This is a genomic window from Streptomyces sp. NPDC052687, assembly GCF_040678395.1.
Classification (GTDB): domain Bacteria; phylum Actinomycetota; class Actinomycetes; order Streptomycetales; family Streptomycetaceae; genus Streptomyces.
In genome coordinates this window covers 85,914-105,282 of record NZ_JBFATR010000001.1, presented here as the reverse complement: position 1 = coordinate 105,282, position 19,369 = coordinate 85,914, and the positions used below count along the sequence as shown (strand labels likewise).

The following is a 19,369-nucleotide window of genomic DNA, read 5'->3' as shown; positions in this document are numbered from 1 at the left end:
GGCCCCTAGTCCCATTCCAGGCCGCCGCGCCGCCAGACGTAGGCGTAGGCGACGAAGACGGTGAGCACGAAGAGCAGCATCTCCACGAGCCCGAACACACCCAGGGCGTCGAAGGTGACGGCCCAGGGGTAGAGGAAGACGATCTCGATGTCGAAGACGATGAAGAGCATCGCCGTCAGGTAGTACTTGATGGGGAAGCGCCCGCCGCCGGCCGGCGTGGGGGTCGGCTCGATACCGCACTCGTAGGCCTCGAGCTTGGCGCGGTTGTACCGCTTCGGACCGATCAGCGTGGCCATGACCACGGAGAAGATCGCAAAGCCTGCCCCGAGGGCTCCCAGTACGAGGATGGGCGCATACGCGTTCACCGCTCCTCGCTCCTCTCAGTCGGCACTGACTGCTGGCGGTTTTCACTGGGCTCACATCCGCCCCACCGGTCCCGCCGACCCCGCTGGCCCCGGCGAAGATCGCGAACATGTGAAGCAGGTCACAAGCCCAACTGCCTCGCATCTTATGCCCGCCGCTCTGTGATCTGCGACACGGGGTATTGCACAAGCTTTGTGATCTCCACCACCTGACGAAGGATCATGAAGTCGTATGAGCGGTGATCTTCGTACGCGAAGCGTCAGAGTGATCACTAGTGGTGACATTTTCGCTCGTCGCCGCAGCTCGGAAGGGGCGTCTCAATATCAAGAGAGTTCCGCTGCATGCAAATTGGCGCTGGCCCCGATCTCTTGATAGTGGGCTCCGTTCACACCTCGAAAGGAGTCGCGAGCCGGGGTGTGGACGTGTGCGCGCGTTCACGAGCGGGCCGGCCGTCGCCGCGCGCCCGAGACGCGCCCCTCCGGGTAACCGTTCCGTGACCTCTGCCACATTCACGAGGGGCCGCGAGAAGCGGGCTTGGCCAACCATCCCAACCAGTGGTAAGCGCGGGGCAATTCGGGCGTAACGACGAAAGCCCATGATCACAGGCTTGAGAGGGTGGGTCCGCAATGTCCGTTACGGCGTCAATAAGGAGGCTGACGACCGGGTTTCGGAGGCCGGATTGAACAACTGTGGCGCACGCCACGTTTCTTGAAGGTATGAAGGAGCCCCTGATACCGGTTGTTCTCATGTCCCACACCGCTCACATACGCAGCCACCGGAAACCCCGCCGCAGCGCGTCCTCGATCGCGATGCGGGCCGGAGTTGCCGGTGGCATCCTCAGCACCGTGGCAGTGGCCGGTGCGTCGGCGTCCGCGAACGCCGCCGAACCGGTGACGCAGACTCTCGAACTGCCCACCCTGACGGACGACCTGGCCGCCCAGGTCGCCGAGTCCGCGGACGCCACCGAACTGGCCGCCGCGAACTACGAGCTGCGGGCCGAGCGTGACGCGGCCGCGGCCCAGGCCGCCAAGGAGGCCAAGGCCGACCTCGCCGAGGCGAAGAAGAAGGCGGAAGCCAAGAAGAAGGCCGAGGAGGCCGCGCGCCGGGCCGCCGCCGAGCGCGCCGCCCGCGACGCCGAGCGCACCACGCTCACCGCGTCCGCGTCCGCCTCCGCGTCCCCGCAGGGCTCCGTGTCCGCGCCGTCCGTCTCCGCGCCCGCGAGCGGCAGCGTCGGTACGGTCATCTCGTTCCTCAAGGCCCAGCTGGGCGACGCCTACGTCATGGGCGCGACCGGCCCCAACGCCTGGGACTGCTCCAGCCTCGTCCAGGCCGCCTTCCGCCAGGTCGGTGTGGACCTGCCGCGCGTGTCCCAGGACCAGTCGATGGTCGGCACCGACATCCCGCTGTCCCAGATCCAGCCCGGCGACATCCTGTACTGGGGTGGCAAGGGCTCCGCGTACCACGTGGGCGTCTACATCGGCGACGGCCAGTACCTGGACGCCGCGAATCCCTCCAAGGGCGTCGTCATCCAGGACCTGTCCGGCTACCCGGCGTCGGGCGCGGTGCGCGTCCTCTGAGTCGCCTCTCATCGTGGGAAGGGCCGCAGCCGCTCGGGGGCTGCGGCCCTCCGCCCGTCCTCGGGACGGTATTCCCGTTGCCTCGCCGCGAGCGCGCCGCTAGCGTGCCTCGCGTGACGAACCCCGAGTCCGACAGAGCGGAGCCGCCGGTCGCCCGGCGGCGGGCCGCAGGCTGACCGCCGTACGGCTCTCCGAGCCGCCCCCGGCGACCGGACACGCGCTCCGCGTGCCTGGCCGGTTCCTCCTTCCCTGACTTGTCCGGCGCGCGGATGCTTCCTGCCCGCGTCTCACGCCGGAGTCGACTCCTTGCCTTTCTTCCTTCACGTCCTGGGCCTCGCCGTCTTCGCCCAGGGGACGTCCGAGTTCATGCTGGCCGGGCTCGTGCCGGGCATCGCCCGGGAGCTGTCCGTGTCACCGGCCGCCGCGGCGAGCCTGACCTCCGCCTACGCGATCGGCATGGTCGCCGGCGCCCCGGTGATGGCCGCCTGGAGTGCCCACTGGCCGCGCCGCCGGGCGCTGGCGGCGTTCCTCGCGGCGTTCGTCGCCGTGCATGTGGCCGGCGCGCTCACGGACGACTTCGCGGTGCTGTTCGCCACCCGGGTCGTCGCCGCGCTCGTCAACGCCGGTTTCCTGGCGGTGGCGATGTCCGTGGCCGCCTCCCTCGTCCCTCCCGCCAAGCAGGGCCGGGCGACCGCCGTGCTCCTGTCCGGGGTCACGCTGGCGTGCGTCGCCGGGGTGCCCGCGGGCGCGCTGCTCGGTGAGCGGGCCGGGTGGCGGGCGGCGTTCTGGGCGGTGGCCGCGCTGTGTCTGCCCGCGCTGGCGCTGGTGTTCCGCTCGGCGCCCGCCGGCGCCGCCGGCCGCGCACCGGTCTCGGTCCGCCGGGAGCTGCGGGTCCTCGGGGAACGCCCGGTGCGGTCGGCGCTGGCGCTGGCCGCGCTCGTCAACGGGGCGACCTTCGCGACGTTCGCCCACCTCGCCGTCGTCGCCACGGAGGTGACGCGGTTGCCCGAGGCGGTGGTGCCCGGGCTGCTCGCGGCGTTCGGAGCGGGTGCCTTCCTCGGGGTGACCGTGGCCGGCCGCCGGGGCGACGGCCGTCTCGTCCGGTACGCGACGGCCGCGCTGCCGGCCGGCTGGGCGGCGCTCGCCCTGACCGCCTCGGGCGCCGTACCCCTGTTCCTCCTGGCCGCCGTCCTCGGCGCGTTGTCCTTCGGCGCCGGCTCGGCGCTGGTGGGGCGGGTGCTGGGGGCGGCGTCCGGCGCGCCCGCGCTGGGCGGCTCGTTCGCCACGGCCGCGCTGAACGTGGGCGCGTTCGCCGGGCCTCTGGCGGCCGGGGCGGCCGCCTCCGCGGCGGGCGACCAGCGGGCCGCCGCCTGGGTCAGCGCCGCTCTCGCCGCGGCGGGAGCGGCCCTGGCCGCCGCCGGCCGCCGTACCGGGCGGGCGGCGCGGCGGGCAACGGACGGGGTGGCGTGATCACGCCTTGGGCGCCACCTTGGACAGCCCGTTGATGATGCGGTCCATCGCGTCGCCGCCCGTCGGGTCCGTGAGGTTGGCGAGCAGCTTGAGGGTGAACTTCATCAGCAGCGGGTGGGTGAGCCCGCGCTGGGTGGCGATCTTCATGACCTTCGGGTTGCCGATGAGCTTCACGAAGGCGCGGCCGAGGGTGTAGTAGCCGCCGTAGGTGTCCTTGAGGACGCGCGGGTAGCGCTGGAGGGCGGTCTCGCGCTGGGCCGGGGTGGACCGGGCGTGGGCCTGGACGATGACGTCGGCGGCGATCTGGCCGGACTCCATGGCGTAGGCGATGCCCTCGCCGTTGAAGGGGTTCACCAGGCCGCCGGCGTCGCCGACGAGGAGCAGGCCGCGGGTGTAGTGCGGCTGGCGGTTGAAGGCCATCGGCAGGGCGGCGCCGCGGATCGGGCCGGTCATGTTCTCGGGGGTGTAGCCCCAGTCCTCCGGCATGGAGGCGCACCAGGCCTTCAGCACCTCGCGCCAGTCCAGCTCCTTGAAGGAGTCGGAGGTGTTGAGGACGCCGAGGCCGACGTTGGAGGTGCCGTCGCCCATGCCGAAGATCCAGCCGTAGCCGGGCAGCAGCCGGTCCTCGCCGGGGCCGCGGCGGTCCCACAGCTCCAGCCAGGACTCCAGGTAGTCGTCGTCGTGGCGGGGGCTCTGGAAGTACGTTCGGACCGCGACGCCCATCGGGCGGTCCTCGCGGCGGTGCAGGCCCATCGCCAGGGACAGCCGGGTGGAGTTGCCGTCGGCGGCGACGACGAGCGGCGCGTGGAAGGAGACCTCGCGCTTGTCCTCGCCCAGCTTGGCGGTGACGCCGGTGATGCGGCCGGTGCGGTCGTCGACGATCGGCCCGGAGACGTTGCAGCGCTCGTACAGCCGGGCGCCCGCCTTCTGCGCCTGGCGGGCGAGCTGCTCGTCGAAGTCGTCGCGCTTGCGGACCAGGCCGTAGTCCGGGAAGGAGGCGAGATCCGGCCAGTCCAGCTGGAGCCGGACGCCGCCGCCGATGATGCGCAGGCCCTTGTTGCGCAGCCAGCCGGCCTCTTCCGAGATGTCGATGCCCATGGCGACGAGCTGCTTGACCGCGCGCGGGGTGAGCCCGTCGCCGCACACCTTCTCGCGCGGGAACTCGGTCTTCTCCAGCAGCAGCACGTCGAGCCCCGCCTTGGCGAGGTGGTACGCGGTCGTGGAGCCGGCCGGCCCCGCGCCTACGACGATCACGTCGGCGGTGTTGTCGGAGAGGAGGGGCTCGGTCACGGCGGGATCTCCCCAAGTTCGAAATCTGCGTGCCGACCGGCACTGGACATGGGCAGTCTATTCAGCAGAATTGATCAACCGGCTGAAGGGCTGCCCCGTGAACAGAACGCTCCCCGTGGTACGGCTGCGCGTCCCCACCGACGAGGACGCCGTCGCCTGGCACCGGGTCTTCGACCACCCGGATGTCATGGAGTTCCACGGCGGCCGCTCCGCCGAGCTGTCCGTCTACGAGGAGCTGACGGCCCGCCAGCGCAAGCACGACGCCGAACTGGGCTTCTGCCTGTGGACGATGCTGGACGAGGACGGCCGGGTCATCGGCTTCACCGGCGCGCAGCCCTGGCCGCAGCCGTGGGGCCCGGCCGGGGAGATCGAGATCGGCTGGCGGCTGGGCCGGGAGCACTGGGGCCGGGGCTATGTGACCGCGGCGGCGCTGATGACGCTGGAGCGGCTGCGGGAGGCGGGCGTGCCGGGCGTGGTCGCCATGGTCAACGCCCGCAACACCCGCTCCATCGCGGTGACCCGGCGGCTGGGGATGCGGCTGGCGGAGACCTTCACGACGCCCGAGTCGGAGCAGCGGGGCCACTGCTACCGCCTGGATCTGTGACGGTCGGTCACCTTTGGCTACGGAAAGACACCGGACGCTTCCGGACGGCACCCCGGACCGTTACCCTTTCCGTACCGCTGGGGGGTGACATCTGTGAGCAGACCACCCATACCGACCGCATCGCCCCGGACTTCCGTGGCACGCGTGCCACGGCTCGTCGGTCTCATGGCCGTCGACGCCCGCGCCGCCGCCGAGGCCCACGGCGTGCGGCTCGACGCGCCCGACCGCCCGGACTTCCGCCGCACCGTCGTCGACTACGTCGTACGGCAGTACCCGCCGCCCGGCGCGCGGGTCCCGCGCGGCGCCGTGGTCACCGTCTGGTTCGACCTCGGCGAGGGGGAGGGCGGCGGATCGGGCGTCCGCGAGCCGCGCGAGCCCGGCCCGCCGCACGGCGGCGTCCGCCGCGAGCTGACCCCGCCCGAGCCCGCGCCGCAGGCGCCGCCGGAGCTGAGCGCGCTCAGCTGTCCTTGAAGCCCCGGTGCAGCGCGACCACACCGCCGGTGAGGTTCCGCCACGCCACCCGCGACCAGCCGGCGCCCTTGAGCCGGTCGGCGAGGCCCGCCTGGTCGGGCCAGGCGCGGATGGACTCGGCGAGATAGACGTACGCCTCCGGGTTGGAGGACACCGCGCGCGCCACCGGCGGCAGCGCCCGCATCAGGTACTCGGTGTAGACGGTGCGGAAGGGCGCCCAGGTCGGGTGCGAGAACTCGCAGATCACGACGCGTCCGCCGGGCCGCGTCACCCGGTACATCTCGCGCAGCGCGGCGTCGAAGTCCTGGACGTTGCGCAGCCCGAAGGAGATGGTGACGGCGTCGAAGACGTCGTCCTGGAACGGCAGCCGGGTGGCGTCGCCCGCGGTCAGCGGCAGCCACGGGTGCCGCCGCTTGCCCACCTGGAGCATGCCGAGGGAGAAGTCGCAGGGGACGACATAGGCGCCGGCGCGGGTGAACGGCAGCGACGAGGTCGCCGTACCGGCGGCCAGGTCCAGGACCTTCTGCGCGGGCCGCGCGTCGACGGCCTTGGCGACCTCCTTCCGCCACCCCCGGGCCTGGCCCAGGGACAGCACGTCGTTGGTGAGGTCGTACCGGTCCGCGACGTCGTCGAACATCGAGGCGACTTCGTGCGGCTGCTTGTCCAGGGATGCGCGGGTCACGCCCTCATTGTTGCAGCCGGGCCGTGCGGCCGGAGCCGCGGTGTGCGTTTCGCCGCCACGTCCTCCACCCACCCGCACAGCGCCGCGAAGAGCGCGATCAGCAGCCAGCCCACGCCGAACAGGAACCACCGGCTGTCCAGCGGCAGCCACGCCTCGAAGGCGGGCACCTCCCGGAGCCGGTCGGTCAGCGGCACGGCGAGGATCAGGGCGATCTCGTGCCAGAGGCAGACGGTCACCGCGCGGGCGTTGTACCGGTCACGGCCGCCCGCCGTGCCGCTCCTGCGGTGCCTGCCCACTCAGGTCGTCCCGGCGGGGGTGCCGCCCTTGCCGGTCCGTCTCACGGACCCGGCCGTGACCTCGCGGATCGCCGCGCTGCGGGAGACCGGCGTGCCCGTGCGCGTCTCCTTCGGCGGTGCCTCCGGGCGGGAGCTCGCGGCCGTCTGCGGCACCGCCGCCGAGCTGGCGCGGGCGGCCCACGCCCAGCTCGCGGAGGTCTTCGGGCTGTCGCCGGCCGCCGCCTGGCAGGCAATGGCGCTGACGTCGATGATCGGTGTGAACGATGTCGACGGCGAGACGTTCACCCTCGACGACGCCGCGCGGGTACGGGAGTTCGCGCGGCAGCGGCGGCCGGCGTGGGTGTCGGTCTGGGCCGCGTTCCGGGACCGGAACTGCCGGGAGGGTGACTCGGCGGCTCGGTGCAGCGGGGTGGAGCAGGAGGACGGGGCGTTCGGGGAGGCGTTCGCGGGCTGAGCGGGCGGGGCGGGTGCCCGGCCAGCCGAGAGGCCGCGGCCGGGCGAGGGGCCGCGGCCGGGCGAGAGGTCATGGCCGGCCGAGGGGTCATGGCCGGCCGAGAGGTCCGGACCGGCGGGCTCAGGCCGCTCGCCACAGGGCCGGTGCGGCCGGTGGCTCCCAGCCGGGCTGGGCCGTGTGGGCCTGGAGGCAGACGTAGGCGCGGCCCGCGTACGTGACGCGGTCGCCCGCCCGGTAGGTGGTGCCGGGGGTCCAGGTGCCGCCCGGCGGCGGGGTGGGTCCGGGGTCCTGCGGCACGTCGAGCACGAAGTCGAAGGCGGCCTCCTTGGCGCCGCCCGCGTCGCGGACGGTCATCAGCAGCCGCGGGTCGAAGATCGTGTCGGTGTTGTTGCGGGGTTCGTTCGGGAAGTACAGCTGGGTGGTCAGCACCGGCCGGCCGGGGGCCTGCACCTTCACGTGGAGGTGGCGGGTGCGGCCCGGATAGAGGCCGGGGACGATCGTGGTGAGGGTGAACGCGCCGTCGGCACCGGTGAACTGGTGACCGCGCAGCCGGAACCCCGTGTTGTCGTACGCCCCGCCCGCATCGGCCTGCCAGAAGTCCAGCAGGGCTCCGGTGATCGGCCGGCAGGCGAGGCCGAAGACGTATCCGCTCACGGTGAGCCGGGTGCCGGGGGTGCCCGCCTCCAGCAGGCTGGTGCGGCGCGGGGAGTTGGGCTTGAAGTAGGGGCCCTCGGTCTGCGGCGGGGTGGGGTCGTCGCCGTCGTCGCAGGGCGGGGTGAGCGGGGGTGCCGTGTCCGCGGCGGTCAGGGTGCGGGCCAGGGCGGGGGCGCCCAGCAGGGCGGTGGGGACTCCGACGGTCGCGGCGAGGGCGGCGCGCAGCACCGTTTTGCGGCGCACGTGCCGGGAGTTGCCGTGCGCGGTGTCGCCGTGCCGGGAGTCGCCGTGCGGGGCGTCGCCGTGCCGGGGGTCGCCGTGCGGGGAGGTGCCGTCCATGTCTGCTCCTCGTGGGGGTGTCGGGAGGACGGTGAACCGGACGGGACCGACCCTAGGAGCGCGGCCGCGGGGCTTCGATGGACTGGTGTGCGCCACTGTGGTGTTTTCGGAAGGCGCCGGGGCTCTGCCCGGTCTCGCGGCGGAAGAAGCGGCTGAAGTAGGCCGGGTCGGTGAAGCCGGTGCGGGCGGCGACCTGGCGGACGGACAACTCGGTGTGCGCGAGCAGCCGTTGGGCGTGGCGGGCGCGGGCCTCGATGAGCAGGCGGCCGGGGCTGCGGCCGGTGGCGGACCGTACGGCCTCGGTGAGGTAGCCGGGGGTGACGCCGAGGCGGTGCGCGCACTCGCGGACCGTCCAGGAGAGCGCTTCGGGGCGGGTGATCAGGCGGACGAAGGCCTGCGCCACGGGGGCCCCGCGTCCCTCGGCCGGGGTGCCGGGCGCGGGGCCGTCCGGGAGGCGGGCCGCCCGGACGACGAGGACGTGCAGCAGCGAGCGCAGCACGCTCGCGTATCCGGGGCGGCGTTGCCGGTGCTCCGTCACCAGCTCGGCCATGAGCGCGCCGATCCGTTCGTCGTCCTCGGGCGGGGGCCGGAACCAGCAGCGGTCGGCGAGGCTCCGCAGCAGGTCGCGGTCGCCGGGGTGGTCCACCAGGAAGTCCTCGGTGAACAGCGCCAGCGTGCCGTCCAGGCCCTGGCCGTCCTCCCAGTGGTGGACCTGTCCGGGGGCGAGGACGGCGAGGTGGGGCGGTGTGAGCGGCCAGCGGGCGAGGTCGACGACGTGGGTGCCGGTTCCGGCGGTGACGTGGACGATCTCGTAGAAGGTGTGCCGGTGGGGCCGGTCGGAGCGGGCGAGCGGGCCGACGGCGTCGAAGCTGCCCGCCGCGAAGGGGACGGCGGGCGGACCGGTCACCTCCAGCCGGTGCAGGGGTACGTCGCCGGGGCGGGGCGGGAGACAGGGCGTTCCCGGCGGGACGGTGGTGCCGCGCATGGACCCGGACCTTCCTCGTGGCAGGTACAGACCAATCGAGCGACACCAGCGTCTCACGCGCGCGGCGGGGCTCAGTGCCCGCGGGCCGCCTTCAGGGTGTCCAGCAGCGCGTAGAAGGCGGGCTTGCGCTCGAACTCGTCGGTCATGACGTTCGCGAAGCCCTCACCCTCGAAGAACACCGGCACCCACGAGTACTTGTCGGTGAAGCCCCAGATGGTGAACGAGTCGCAGCCGTCCACGGCGAGGCACGCCGCCAGGGTCCGCCGGTAGTACTCGGCCTGTGTGCGCTCCTGTTCCGCCGTGGGCACGCCGCCCTCCGGCACGTCCATGCGGACGTCCAGCTCGGTGACGGCGGTCTCCAGGCCGAGCGCGTCGAACCGGCGCAGGTTGCTCTCCAGGTCGCCCGGGAAGCCGTAACGGGTGCTCAGGTGGGCCTGGACGGAGAAGCCGTGCACCGGGACGCCCCGCCTCAGCAGGTCCTGGACGAGGGTGTAGTACGCGTTGCTCTTCGCGTTGACGCTCTCCACGTTGTAGTCGTTGAAGAACAGCTTCGCCCCGGGGTCGGCCGCGTGCGCCCAGCGGAAGGCGTCGGCGACGATGCCGGGGCCGAGTTCGCGGATCCAGATGTTGTCCTGGGTGCGCAGCCTGCCCTGGTCGTCGAAGATCTCGTTGGCGACGTCCCACTGCTGGATCCGCCCGGCGTAGCGGCCGACGACGGTGGTGATGTGCTCGCGCAGGATCGCGCGCAGCTCCTCCTGGGAGAAGTTCCCCTGCTCCAGCCACTCCGGGTTCTGGCTGTGCCACAGCAGGGTGTGGCCGCGCACGACCTGCCGGTTGCGTTCGGCGAAGGCGACGATGGCGTCGGCGGCGGCGAAGTCGTACCGGTCGCGCTCGGGGTGAATGAAGTCCCACTTCATCTGGTTCTCCGGGGAGACCGAGCCGAACTGGCGGGCCAGGATCTTCCGGTACTCCTTGTCGGAGGTGAAGGGGTCGGGGTACGGCTGCGACAGGTGGTGGCCGCCGCCGGCCACGGCGGTGCCCACGGAGAAGCCCTCGGGGGCCGCCGCGCGCAGCCGGTCGTGCCGGGCCTCGGAGTGCGGGGCGGCCGCGAGGAGGGGGAGCGACAGGGCGGCCACGGTGAGGGCCGCGGTGGCGGTGCGAACGGATCTCATGGGGAGTCTCATTCCGTCGGCTCGGCGTCTTCGGAGGGTTCGCGTCTTCGAAAGTTTCGAAGCGAAATCCGAAAGATTAGGGATGGCCGGACGCTAAGGGCTCGCCGAGCGGCCCGTCAATACGCGTGCACGCCGAAGCGCCCCACGACCGAACGGAAGGTCGTGGGGCGCGAGGGAGGGTGCGGGTTACCGGCCGCGGTACACCAGGCGGCCCGCGACGACCGTCGCGACGCAGGTCGCGGCGCCCAGGCGGACCAGGGCGGCGCGGTCGGGCACGTCGAAGACGGCGAAGCGGGCGGGCCCGCCCGCGGCGAGGGGCGGGAGCAGGATCAGCGGGACCGGGGAGAGGGCCGGCGGCCCCGGCAGCGACGGCGGTCGCTGTCCGACGGCGAGCCCGGCGCGCCGTACGGCGTCCAGCGCGGCCCGGTCGCGCAGCTCGCCCGCGACGGCGACGGTGCCGTGCGCGAGGAGCCGCTGCACGCCGCGCCGCGCGCTGGCGCCCCGGCGGGCGGGGTCCGCGCGGAACAGGGCCTGGGCGCGCTCCCCGCCGATCGGCTCGGTGCCGAACCGGTCGGCCTCGCGCGGGTCCGGGTGGTACGTCTGCTCCAGCAGCTCCGGCCCGTACTGGTTGAGCAGGCCGGGCGTGAGGATGCCGGGCCAGCGCCGCACCCGGGCGTCCGGGTGGGCGGCGGCCAGCTCGTCGTACGGGCCGACGGCGGCGAGGCGCGCGCCGTCGACCAGGACGGCCGTCCCGGGCGTGGCCTCGGCGACGTGAAGGGTCAGCACACGTACCTCAGTTGGCGGCGAGGATCTTCAGCTCGGGGTGGGCGGTGCCGCCCTCGATCGCGGTCGACGAGATGTGGGAGACGACCCGCTCGTCGACGGGGTCGTTCGCCGGGTCGTCGTGGACGACGAGGTGCTCGTACGTCGTGGAGCGCTGGGCGGGGACGCGGTCCGCGCCCCGGATCATCTCGATCATCTCCATCAGGTTGGAGCGGTGCTTGGCACCGGCCGCCGAGACGACGTTCTCCTCCAGCATGATCGAGCCGAGGTCGTCGGCGCCGTAGTGCAGCGTGAGCTGCCCGGCGTCCTTGCCGGTGGTCAGCCAGGAGCCCTGGATGTGGGCGACGTTGTCGAGGAAGAGCCGGGCGACGGCGATCATCCGCAGGTACTCGAAGATGGTCGCCTGGGTGCGGCCCTTCAGGTGGTTGTTCTGCGGCTGGTACAGGTACGGGATGAAGGCGCGGAAGCCGCCCGTGCGGTCCTGGACGTCACGGATCATCCGCAGGTGCTCGATGCGCTCGGCGTTGGTCTCGCCGGTGCCCATGAGCATCGTGGACGTCGACTCGACGCCCAGGTTGTGCGCGGTCTCCATGATCTCCAGCCAGCGCTCGCCGCTCTCCTTCAGCGGGGCGATGGCCTTGCGCGGCCGCTCCGGCAGCAGCTCGGCGCCGGCGCCGGCGAAGGAGTCGAGGCCGGCGGCGTGGATGCGCTGGATCGCCTCCTCGACGCTGACCTTGGAGATCCGGGCCATGTGCTCGACCTCGCTCGCCCCCAGGCTGTGGATGACGAGCTGCGGGAACTCCTTCTTGATGGCCGAGAAGTGCTTCTCGTAGTACTCGACGCCGTAGTCCGGGTGGTGGCCGCCCTGGAACATGATCTGCGTGCCGCCCAGCTCGACGGTCTCGGCGCAGCGGCGCAGGATGTCGTCGAGGTCGCGGGTCCAGCCCTTGTCGCTCTTCGGCGGGGCGTAGAAGGCGCAGAACTTGCAGGCCGTGACGCACACGTTGGTGTAGTTGATGTTGCGCTCGATGATGTACGTCGCGATGTGCTCCACGCCCGCGTACCGGCGGCGGCGGGCGGCGTCGGCGGCGGCGCCCAGCGCGTGCAGCGGCGCGTGGCGGTAGAGGTCGAGCGCTTCCTCGGGGGTGATCCGCCCGCCCGCTGCGGCACGGTCGAGCACAGACTGGAGGTCGGCCTTCTCGGTCACCGGGGGCGTCCCTTTCGTCAGGGGTTGCGGGCGGACCGATCCAGCGTACGCCAGCGACATTCCCGGCTCAGCGGCGGGACAGGTAGAGCCGGAAAGCCTGGTGCAGGACCTTGTTGAGCGGGTGGTCCCACTCGCCGAGGTACTCGACGGCCTCGCCGCCGCTGCCGGCCTTGAAGCGGAGCAGCCCCAGGAGGTGGTCGTCCTCCTCCAGGGTGTCGGTGATGCCGCGGAAGTCGTAGACCGCGGCGCCGAGTTCATGGGCGTCGCACATCATCCGCCACTGGATCGCGTTGTTCGGCTGGACCTCGCGGCGGCGGCTGGTGGAGGCCCCGTAGGAGTACCAGACGTGCTCGCCGACGGTCAGCATCGTCGCCGCCGCGAGGACCTCGCCCTCGTGGTGGGCGAGGTAGAGGCGCATCCGGTTCTCGTCCTCGGCGCGCAGCGCGGTCCACATGCGCTGGAAGTACGACAGCGGGCGAGGGACGAACCGGTCCCGTTCGGCGGTCTCCAGATACAGCCGGTGGAAGGCGGGCAGGTCCTCGTAGTCGCCCTGGACGACCTTCACGCCGGCCTTCTCGGCCTTCTTGATGTTGCGCCGCCACTGCTGGTTGAGGCCCTGGTGGATCTGCTCCAGGGAGCGGCCGGCGAGCGGCACCTGGAAGACGTGGCGCGGCTGGCCCGCGGCGAAGCCGTCCTCGCCGCCGGACGCGCTTCGCCGCCAGCCCGCGCGGCGGAGCCGGTCGGCGATATCGAGGGCGCGCGGGTCCTCGGCGGTGGGCGCCACGTCGCCGAGCCGCCTGGTCTCCGGGTCGGCGATGGCGGCCTTGACCGCGTCGGCGCTCCAGCGGCGTACGACGACCGGCGGGCCCATCCGCACCGTGAAGGCACCGCGCGCCTTGAGGTGGGCGAGCAGGGGCCGCAGCCACGCGTCGAGGTCGGGGGCGGTCCAGTCGATGACGGGGCCCTCGGGCAGATAGGCGAGGTACCGCCTGAGCTTCGGCAGCGGCCGCAGCAGCACCAGTCCGGCGCCGACGAGACGGTCGTCCGCGTCGAACCAGCCCAGGCTCTCCGCCCGCCAGTCCTGCTTCACGTCGCCCCAGGACGGGAGTTGCAGATGACTCACCGAGGGCAGGGTGGCGACGAACGCCAGGTGGTCCTCGCGGGTGATGGCCTTCAGGCGATAGCTCATGCGCCGTGCTCCTTCGTCCGACGCAAGGAGCCTACGGCCGCGGAATGCCGCCCACCCCTTTCACTGGGCTAGGCGGCGTACGCGCCGGACACCACCCCGATCAGCGCGCCCGCGAGCAGGAACGGGCCGAACGCGATCGCGGTCCCGCGCCCGGCGCGGCGCAGCGCGACCAGGGCGCCCGCGTAGAGCGCGCCGAGCAGGAACGCGGCGAAGGTGCCGAGCAGCAGGGTGCGCGGGCCGTACCAGCCGAGGACGGCGCCCATGCTCAGGGAGAGCTTCACATCGCCGAAGCCCATGCCCGCCGGGTTGATCCGGCACAGCACGAGATAGCCGGCGCCGAGCGCGAGGGTGCCGAGCAGGGCGCCGCTCCAGTCACCGGCGTGGTTCGGGGCGAGGGCGGCGAGACCGAGGAAGGCGGGGGCGGCGACGGCGAGCGGCAGGGTGAGCACGTCCGGCAGCCGGTGCACCCGCAGGTCCACCACCGCCAGCAGCACCCCGACCGGCCCGAGCAGCAGCCATACGGCCAGCTCGGGGCGCGGCCCGGTGGCGGCGGCGAGGGCAGCGCAGAGCAGGGCGGTGACCGCCGCGAGGGCGCGGTCGGAGGGCCCGTACCCGGCCCCGGCGCACTCACCGCACCGGCCCGGACCGACCCAGCCGCCCAGCGGCCCGGCGAGCGGATGCCCGGCCGGACAGGCCGTCCGCCACTGCCGTGGGGGCAGGGGGTCTGGGGAGGAACGGACACCCTCGACGGGCTCCGATACCCCGGCGGACTCCGATACCCCGGCGGACTCCGATACCCCGGCGGACTCCGATACCCCGGCGGACTCCGCTCCCCCGCCGGGCTCCGATACCCCGGCGGGCTCCGATACCCCGGCGGGCTCCGATACCCCGGCGGGCTCCGCCCCGGCGTCCCCGTGCGGCACCGAGAGCCGGTAGGCGGCCCGGGGCAGCGCCGCGCCGGCCGCCGCGCCCCAGGCTGCCGCCGCAGCGGTCAGCCACATCGCCGGCACGGTCAGTCCCGCCGGGCGCGGAACAGGTCGCGCAGGAGGGCGACCTGCGCACCGTGATACGGCAGTTCCTGCCTGACCGACCACACGACGCCGACGAACGGCTCCCCGGCGTCGCCGCCATGCGGATACGTGCGGTGGCCGACGGTGTTGAGGGCGGCGGCGTCCCCCCTGACCCGGTGGTCGTCCCGGGTGAGGGTGCGGCCGCCGGGCGGGGTGTGGTCGGCGCGCAGGGCCGGCATCTCGGCGTGGCGGGTCAGCCGCCGGGCGATCGTGGTGAGCGACGGCGCGGGGTGCGGATACGGCGCGGTGTCACGCCCCCGCTCCCCGGCCGGGGCGCCGCTCGGCGCCGTCGCCCGCGCGCCGGGCCCGGCCGAGCGCCGCCGCACCGGCCGGCAGCCGGGCACCAACTCCCGGACGTACTCCCCGTCGGTCATCGGACCGACCGCGGCCGGCGTGCCGTCCCCGCTGTCCACGACGGGCCCGGCGAGCCGGCCGGTGAGCCGCTCGCACGCGAAGTCGGACTGCTCCTGCGGCGGCACCGGTCGGGGCGAGTGCATACGACGCTCCTGTGACGGGTGGACGTGTCGGCCCGTCAGTCTGTCAGCGCGGCCCGCGCCTCGGCGCCCCGTTCGGCGCAACCGGCCCCGCCGGTACGGCGCGTTCCTGTCACTCGACCCGGGAGAGGCGGGCCTGGGGGCGGCCGGACTCCGGGCTCTCGGACTGGTACCGCAGGTCGTCGCCCACCGGGGTGAGCCGCACGGTCGCCTCGCGGCGGAAGCGGGCCCGGAACTCCTCGTCGAGCGCGAGGTGCGGGTGCACGATCTTCACCGCGACCGTGCGCCCGCCGGCGCTGCGACCGAGGTACACCCGTCCCATCCCGCCGGAGCCCAGCCGGCCGAGCAGCCGGTAGGGCCCCACGCCGGTGGGCTCGTCCGCTCCGAGCGGCTGCATGGCGCGCCCCCTCCCCCGTGGACCTGTCAATCCCCCAGCAGGTTACGCACCTTGTTGCGCCGCGGCGCGGACTCGCTACGGCCGCAGCAGTTCCACCCGCACGTCCGCGGGGAAGCCGGTCGTCGGGCCGACCCGCCGGGCGAACTCGGCGACGGCCGCGAGCTGCGGTTCGCCGAAGCGGAAGTCGAGCGTGGTGAAGTACTGCTCCAGGACCCGCTCGTCGAAGGCCTCCCAGCGGGCCGCCTGCTCGGCGACCTTGGCGACCTCCTCCAGGGAGAGGTTGCGGGAGGCGAGGAACGCCTCGTGGACCTGGCGGGTGAGGACCGGCTCGCGCTCCGCGTAGTCCCGGCGCGCCGCCCAGACCGCGAAGACGAACGGCATCCCCGTCCACTCCTTCCACAGGGCGCCCAGGTCGTGCACCTCCAGGCCGAAGCGGGGCCCGTCGATCAGGTTGGCGCGCAGCGCCGCGTCGCCGATGAGGACGGCGGCCTCGGCCTCCTGCATCATCAGGCTGAGGTCGGGCGGGCAGGTGTAGTAGTCGGGCCGGACGCCGAACCGTTCCTCCAGCAGCAGCCGCGCCAGCCGCACCGAGGTGCGCGAGGTCGAGCCGAGGGCGACCCGGGCGCCGTCGAGCCGGTCCAGCGGGACCTGGGAGACGATCACGCAGGACATGACCGGTCCGTCGCAGCCCACGGCGATGTCCGGGAAGGCGACCAGGTCGTCGGCGTTCTTCAGGAACTCGACGAGGGTGACGGGCCCCACATCGAGCTCTCCGCGCACCAGCTGCTCGCTGAGCTTCTCCGGGGTGTCCTTCGTCAGCTCGAAGTCGAGGAGTGTGCCCGTTCTCGCGAGCCCCCAGTACAAGGGCAGGCAGTTCAGGAACTGGATGTGGCCGACGCGCGGCCGGGTGCGAGAAATGTCCACATCGCGAGGCTAGACCCTGTGGGATAGGGTCCAGGCCTCACCCCCGGCGTCAGAGGTGCGTCGCGATCTTCAAACATCCGGGTGACGTGATCTTGACCTCTATTGCTTTCGGGTGCCCGCGTGCTAGGCTCGCCGCAAGTTGCAGTTTGGTTTCCCTTGCAGTGCAGAGCCTGCGGAGCATGTGACCGCGGGCTCTCGTCGTTTTCAGGCGGATGCAGTTGTGAGAACTCGTCTTCACACTTGCTGGTTCTGGAGCAGGGCAACCCTTTGAGCCCAAGGAGGGCTTATGGCTACCGGAACCGTTAAGTGGTTCAACGCCGAAAAGGGCTTCGGCTTCATTGCCCAGGAGGGCGGCGGCCCCGACGTCTTCGTCCACTACTCCGCGATCAACGCGACCGGTTTCCGGTCCCTCGAGGAGAACCAGCAGGTGTCTTTCGACGTCACGCAGGGCCCGAAGGGTCCGCAGGCCGAGAACGTCACCCCGGTCTGATCCTTTCTTGATCCGGGATCGAGTGCAGTACCCAAGGAGCCCCGCGCCGTACGGCGACGGGGCTCCTGCCCTTTTCCGGTGAACTTCTCGCGAATTCTCGGACTTCTCACACGTGCTGCATGATCAGCACGAACGTGGTGCCCGGCACCAGCGCCTCATAGGCGTGCGGCACATCTCCGCGATACGCCATGTAATCGCCCGGCCCGAGTTCCACGCTCTCCCCGCGCGGCCCCGCCTTCACCCGTCCGGTGCTCACGATCAGATGCTCGACCGTGCCCGGGATATGCGGCTCCGATTCCCGCGCGGCGCCCGGTTCGGCCCTCAGGTGGTAGATGTCACGCCGGGCTCCGGGCGGGCTCGCCGACAGCAGGGTCGCCACGTAGTCCGCCCGTTCGGAGGCGACCGCGGGCCCCTCTCCGGCGCGGATCACCTGGACGGCCGGGGCCGGCGGCTCGACCAGCGCGCTGAACGGCACGCCCAGGGCCACGCCGAGCGCCCAGATCGTCTCCATGCTCGGGTTCCCGCTCGCCGCCTCCAGCTGGGACAGCGTCGACTTGGCGATCCCGGCCCGTTTGGCCAGCTCGGACAGGGACAGTCCGGCGCGGGTGCGTTCGCGGCGCAGGGCGGCGGCGATCCAGTCGAGGGGGAGCCGTGGCGGGGTGCGCGGGGTGCCGTCGGTCATGTCGTTCGCTCCAGAAGTACGATCGTTCGGCTTGACGAACAGGGAGCCGTCTGTTCATTGTAGGAAACATGCGTTCGCCACTCCGAACACCCATGGTCGCCTCCCTGGTCCGCGACGCCTCACTGGTCTGGGTGGCCGGCGGCATCGTGGGCATCTCCTTCGGCGCGATCGCGGTCGCCGGGGGACTGCCCGTCTGGGTGCCGGTGGCGATGTCCCTGCTGGTGTACGCGGGGTCGGCGCAGTTCAGCGCCCTCGGGGTGCTGTTCGCCGGGGGCGGGCCGCTCGCCGCGGCCGCCACCGGGGTGCTGCTGAACACCCGGCTGGCCGCGTTCGGCGTGGCGGTCGCCGACGTCGTCGGCCGGGGCAGGCTCGCCCGTCTGGCGGGCGCCCATCTGATCACCGACGAGACCGTCGCCTTCGCCCTCGCCCAGCCCGACTGGGAGCGGCGGCGCACCGCGTTCTGGGTCTCCGGGATCGGGCTGTTCACCGTGTGGAACGTCTCCGTCCTGGCCGGCGCCCTCGCGGGCAGCGCGCTCGGCGACACCGCGGCCTACGGCCTGGACACGGCCTTCCCGGCCGTCCTCGCCGCCCTCGTGGTCCCCGCCCTGCGCGACGATCCCCGCCTGCGCCGCTGCGCCCTGCCCGGCGCCTGCGTGGCGCTCGCCGTCACACCGGTCGTCCCGGCCGGGTTGCCGGTGCTGCTCGCCCTCGCCGGGCTCGCGCTGTACGGCGGCGGCGCCCGCGAGAAGGCGGTGGCGGGATGAGCGCGCCGGTCGTCCTGGTCCTGGCGCTGGCCGCCGCGACGTACGCCCTGCGCCTGGTCGGGCCCGTGCTGCACGGGCGGGTCCGCGTGCCGCCGCGCGCGCAGGAGCTGCTGTCCGCCGGGGCGGTGGTCCTGCTCGTCGCCCTGCTGGCCACGGGCGCGCTCACCGAGGGCACCGGCCTCGCCGGGTGGGCCCGCCCCGCCGGGGTGCTGACGGCGGTCGTGCTGGCGTGGCGGCGGGCGCCGTTCGTGGTCGTGGTCCTCGCGGGGGTGGGGGCGACGGCCGTACTGCGGGCGCTGGGCGTGCCGTGAGGACGAGGGCCGCCACGTGCTGTCGGTGGCGGGGTCTAGGGTCCGTGCCCATGACCGACACCGACTTCCTCACCACCACCCGCTCCTTCTACGACGCCATCGCGGAGGACTACGCCGGCCACTTCGCCGGTGTCCTCGCCCACTCGCCGCTGGACGTGGCGCTCCTCGGGGCGTTCGCCGCGCTGGTCGCGGACGCCGGGGAGGTGGCGGACCTCGGATGCGGGCCGGGGCGGGTGACGGCCCACCTCGCCTCCCTCGGGGTGCGGGTGTTCGGCGTGGACCTGTCGGCGTCCATGCTGGCCGTGGCCCGGCGGGAGAACCCGGGGCTGCGGTTCGTGCAGGGCTCCATGCTGGACCTCGGTCTGCCGGACGGGCGGCTCGCCGGGATCGTCTCCTGGTACTCCTCCATCCACACGCCGGCGGACCGCCTCCCCGCTCTCTTCGCCGAGTTCGCCCGTGTCCTGGCGCCCGGCGGGCACCTGCTCCTCGCCTTCCAGGCCGGTGACGCGCCCCTCCGCCTGGAGCGGCCCTTCGGTCACCCCGTCAACCTCGACTTCGAGCGGCGGCGGCCGGAGCGGATGGCAAGGCTGCTGGAGGACGCCGGATTCGCCGTACGGTCGCGAACCCTGCGGGAGGCGGAGGAGGAGAAGGGCGAGTCGGCTCCGCAGGCGTTCCTGACGGCCGTGCGCGGGTGAGCCGGG

At 73.1% G+C, this 19,369-nt stretch carries 22 protein-coding genes and 2 pseudogenes; 9 read left to right on the top strand and 15 right to left on the bottom strand.

What is annotated here, in order from left to right; genetic code table 11:
* Nucleotides 1–5 precede the first annotated feature (5 nt).
* Nucleotides 6–365, bottom strand: coding sequence for an NADH-quinone oxidoreductase subunit A (locus tag AB0K92_RS00560; RefSeq protein ID WP_007383963.1), 360 nt, complete (start codon nt 363–365; stop codon nt 6–8).
* Nucleotides 366–1,079: 714 nt separating this feature from the next.
* Between AB0K92_RS00560 and AB0K92_RS00555 the strand changes: the two genes are divergently transcribed.
* Complete coding sequence (locus AB0K92_RS00555) at nt 1,080–1,940, top strand: C40 family peptidase (protein WP_365918048.1); 861 nt, start codon at nt 1,080–1,082, stop codon at nt 1,938–1,940.
* Between the two features lie 306 nt (nt 1,941–2,246).
* The gene (locus AB0K92_RS00550) at nt 2,247–3,410 is read left to right on the top strand and encodes a Cmx/CmrA family chloramphenicol efflux MFS transporter (RefSeq protein ID WP_365918046.1); all 1,164 of its coding nucleotides are present in this window, start codon (nt 2,247–2,249) and stop codon (nt 3,408–3,410) included.
* Here AB0K92_RS00550 and AB0K92_RS00545 read toward each other — a convergent pair whose 3' ends face one another.
* Nucleotides 3,411–4,700: a geranylgeranyl reductase family protein gene (locus tag AB0K92_RS00545; protein WP_365918044.1), complete on the bottom strand. Its 1,290-nt coding sequence runs from the start codon at nt 4,698–4,700 to the stop codon at nt 3,411–3,413.
* A gap of 97 nt (nt 4,701–4,797) precedes the next feature.
* Here AB0K92_RS00545 and AB0K92_RS00540 point away from each other — a divergent pair, with 97 nt between their 5' ends.
* Both AB0K92_RS00540 and AB0K92_RS00535 read left to right on the top strand, forming a co-directional pair.
* Entirely contained in the window at nt 4,798–5,304 is a 507-nt protein-coding gene (locus tag AB0K92_RS00540) for a GNAT family N-acetyltransferase (RefSeq protein ID WP_365918042.1), read from the top strand.
* 135 nt (nt 5,305–5,439) lie between these two features.
* Nucleotides 5,440–5,775: a PASTA domain-containing protein gene (locus tag AB0K92_RS00535; RefSeq protein WP_365918040.1), complete on the top strand. Its 336-nt coding sequence runs from the start codon at nt 5,440–5,442 to the stop codon at nt 5,773–5,775.
* On the opposite strand, the gene AB0K92_RS00530 is transcribed toward AB0K92_RS00535, so the two are convergent.
* Together AB0K92_RS00530 and AB0K92_RS00525 are read right to left on the bottom strand one after the other, a co-directional pair.
* Nucleotides 5,762–6,457: a demethylmenaquinone methyltransferase gene (locus tag AB0K92_RS00530; RefSeq protein ID WP_365918038.1), complete on the bottom strand. Its 696-nt coding sequence runs from the start codon at nt 6,455–6,457 to the stop codon at nt 5,762–5,764. The two genes, AB0K92_RS00535 and AB0K92_RS00530, sit on opposite strands and share 14 nt — an antisense overlap.
* Nucleotides 6,454–6,708, bottom strand: a pseudogene (locus AB0K92_RS00525) (acyltransferase); the annotation flags it as partial. The pseudogene AB0K92_RS00525 and the gene AB0K92_RS00530, both read right to left, overlap by 4 nt.
* A 73-nt stretch (nt 6,709–6,781) precedes the next feature.
* Between AB0K92_RS00525 and AB0K92_RS00520 the strand changes: the two are divergent.
* A complete protein-coding gene (locus AB0K92_RS00520) occupies nt 6,782–7,207 on the top strand; it encodes a hypothetical protein (RefSeq protein WP_365918036.1) in 426 nt (141 codons plus the stop codon).
* Between the two features lie 120 nt (nt 7,208–7,327).
* Here AB0K92_RS00520 and AB0K92_RS00515 read toward each other — a convergent pair whose 3' ends face one another.
* The 10 genes and pseudogenes from AB0K92_RS00515 to AB0K92_RS00470 all read right to left on the bottom strand — a co-directional run bounded on the left by AB0K92_RS00515 (nt 7,328) and on the right by AB0K92_RS00470 (nt 16,421).
* The gene (locus AB0K92_RS00515) at nt 7,328–8,200 is read right to left on the bottom strand and encodes a carbohydrate-binding protein (protein WP_365918034.1); all 873 of its coding nucleotides are present in this window, start codon (nt 8,198–8,200) and stop codon (nt 7,328–7,330) included.
* Between the two features lie 52 nt (nt 8,201–8,252).
* The gene (locus AB0K92_RS00510; RefSeq protein ID WP_365918032.1) at nt 8,253–9,185 is read right to left on the bottom strand and encodes a helix-turn-helix domain-containing protein; all 933 of its coding nucleotides are present in this window, start codon (nt 9,183–9,185) and stop codon (nt 8,253–8,255) included.
* Between the two features lie 71 nt (nt 9,186–9,256).
* Complete coding sequence (locus AB0K92_RS00505) at nt 9,257–10,357, bottom strand: endo-1,4-beta-xylanase (RefSeq protein WP_365918030.1); 1,101 nt, start codon at nt 10,355–10,357, stop codon at nt 9,257–9,259.
* Between the two features lie 186 nt (nt 10,358–10,543).
* Nucleotides 10,544–11,143 carry a hypothetical protein gene (locus AB0K92_RS00500; RefSeq protein WP_365918028.1) on the bottom strand — a complete coding sequence of 200 codons (600 nt, stop codon included), beginning with the start codon at nt 11,141–11,143 and terminating at the stop codon, nt 10,544–10,546.
* A gap of 7 nt (nt 11,144–11,150) precedes the next feature.
* Entirely contained in the window at nt 11,151–12,347 is a 1,197-nt protein-coding gene (mqnC, locus tag AB0K92_RS00495; protein WP_365763105.1) for a cyclic dehypoxanthinyl futalosine synthase, read from the bottom strand.
* 67 nt (nt 12,348–12,414) lie between these two features.
* Complete coding sequence (locus AB0K92_RS00490; protein ID WP_365918026.1) at nt 12,415–13,536, bottom strand: peptidoglycan bridge formation glycyltransferase FemA/FemB family protein; 1,122 nt, start codon at nt 13,534–13,536, stop codon at nt 12,415–12,417.
* 68 nt (nt 13,537–13,604) lie between these two features.
* Nucleotides 13,605–14,537 (bottom strand): A24 family peptidase, encoded by a 933-nt coding sequence (locus AB0K92_RS00485; protein ID WP_365918024.1) that lies wholly within the window; start codon nt 14,535–14,537, stop codon nt 13,605–13,607.
* An 11-nt stretch (nt 14,538–14,548) separates the two neighbouring features.
* Complete coding sequence (locus tag AB0K92_RS00480; RefSeq protein WP_365918022.1) at nt 14,549–15,103, bottom strand: DinB family protein; 555 nt, start codon at nt 15,101–15,103, stop codon at nt 14,549–14,551.
* A gap of 208 nt (nt 15,104–15,311) precedes the next feature.
* Nucleotides 15,312–15,497 (bottom strand): annotated as a pseudogene (locus AB0K92_RS00475) (serine/threonine protein kinase); the annotation flags it as partial.
* 75 nt (nt 15,498–15,572) lie between these two features.
* Nucleotides 15,573–16,421: a menaquinone biosynthesis protein gene (locus tag AB0K92_RS00470; RefSeq protein WP_365918020.1), complete on the bottom strand. Its 849-nt coding sequence runs from the start codon at nt 16,419–16,421 to the stop codon at nt 15,573–15,575.
* A gap of 286 nt (nt 16,422–16,707) precedes the next feature.
* Between AB0K92_RS00470 and AB0K92_RS00465 the strand changes: the two genes are divergently transcribed.
* Entirely contained in the window at nt 16,708–16,911 is a 204-nt protein-coding gene (locus tag AB0K92_RS00465; RefSeq protein WP_004984723.1) for a cold-shock protein, read from the top strand.
* Between the two features lie 106 nt (nt 16,912–17,017).
* Here the strand turns inward: AB0K92_RS00465 and AB0K92_RS00460 are convergent, their stop codons facing one another.
* Nucleotides 17,018–17,593: an XRE family transcriptional regulator gene (locus AB0K92_RS00460; RefSeq protein WP_365918018.1), complete on the bottom strand. Its 576-nt coding sequence runs from the start codon at nt 17,591–17,593 to the stop codon at nt 17,018–17,020.
* A 68-nt stretch (nt 17,594–17,661) separates the two neighbouring features.
* Here AB0K92_RS00460 and AB0K92_RS00455 point away from each other — a divergent pair, with 68 nt between their 5' ends.
* Genes AB0K92_RS00455 through AB0K92_RS00445 form a run of 3 tightly spaced genes read left to right on the top strand, consistent with a single transcriptional unit; the run spans nt 17,662 to nt 19,363 of the window.
* The gene (locus AB0K92_RS00455; protein WP_365918016.1) at nt 17,662–18,357 is read left to right on the top strand and encodes an AzlC family ABC transporter permease; all 696 of its coding nucleotides are present in this window, start codon (nt 17,662–17,664) and stop codon (nt 18,355–18,357) included.
* Complete coding sequence (locus AB0K92_RS00450; protein WP_365918014.1) at nt 18,354–18,668, top strand: AzlD domain-containing protein; 315 nt, start codon at nt 18,354–18,356, stop codon at nt 18,666–18,668. Before AB0K92_RS00455 ends, AB0K92_RS00450 begins: the two co-directional genes overlap by 4 nt.
* A gap of 50 nt (nt 18,669–18,718) precedes the next feature.
* On the top strand, nt 18,719–19,363 hold the full coding sequence (locus tag AB0K92_RS00445; protein WP_365918012.1) for a class I SAM-dependent methyltransferase: 645 nt from the start codon (nt 18,719–18,721) through the stop codon (nt 19,361–19,363).
* The last annotated feature ends 6 nt before the right edge of the window (nt 19,364–19,369 follow it).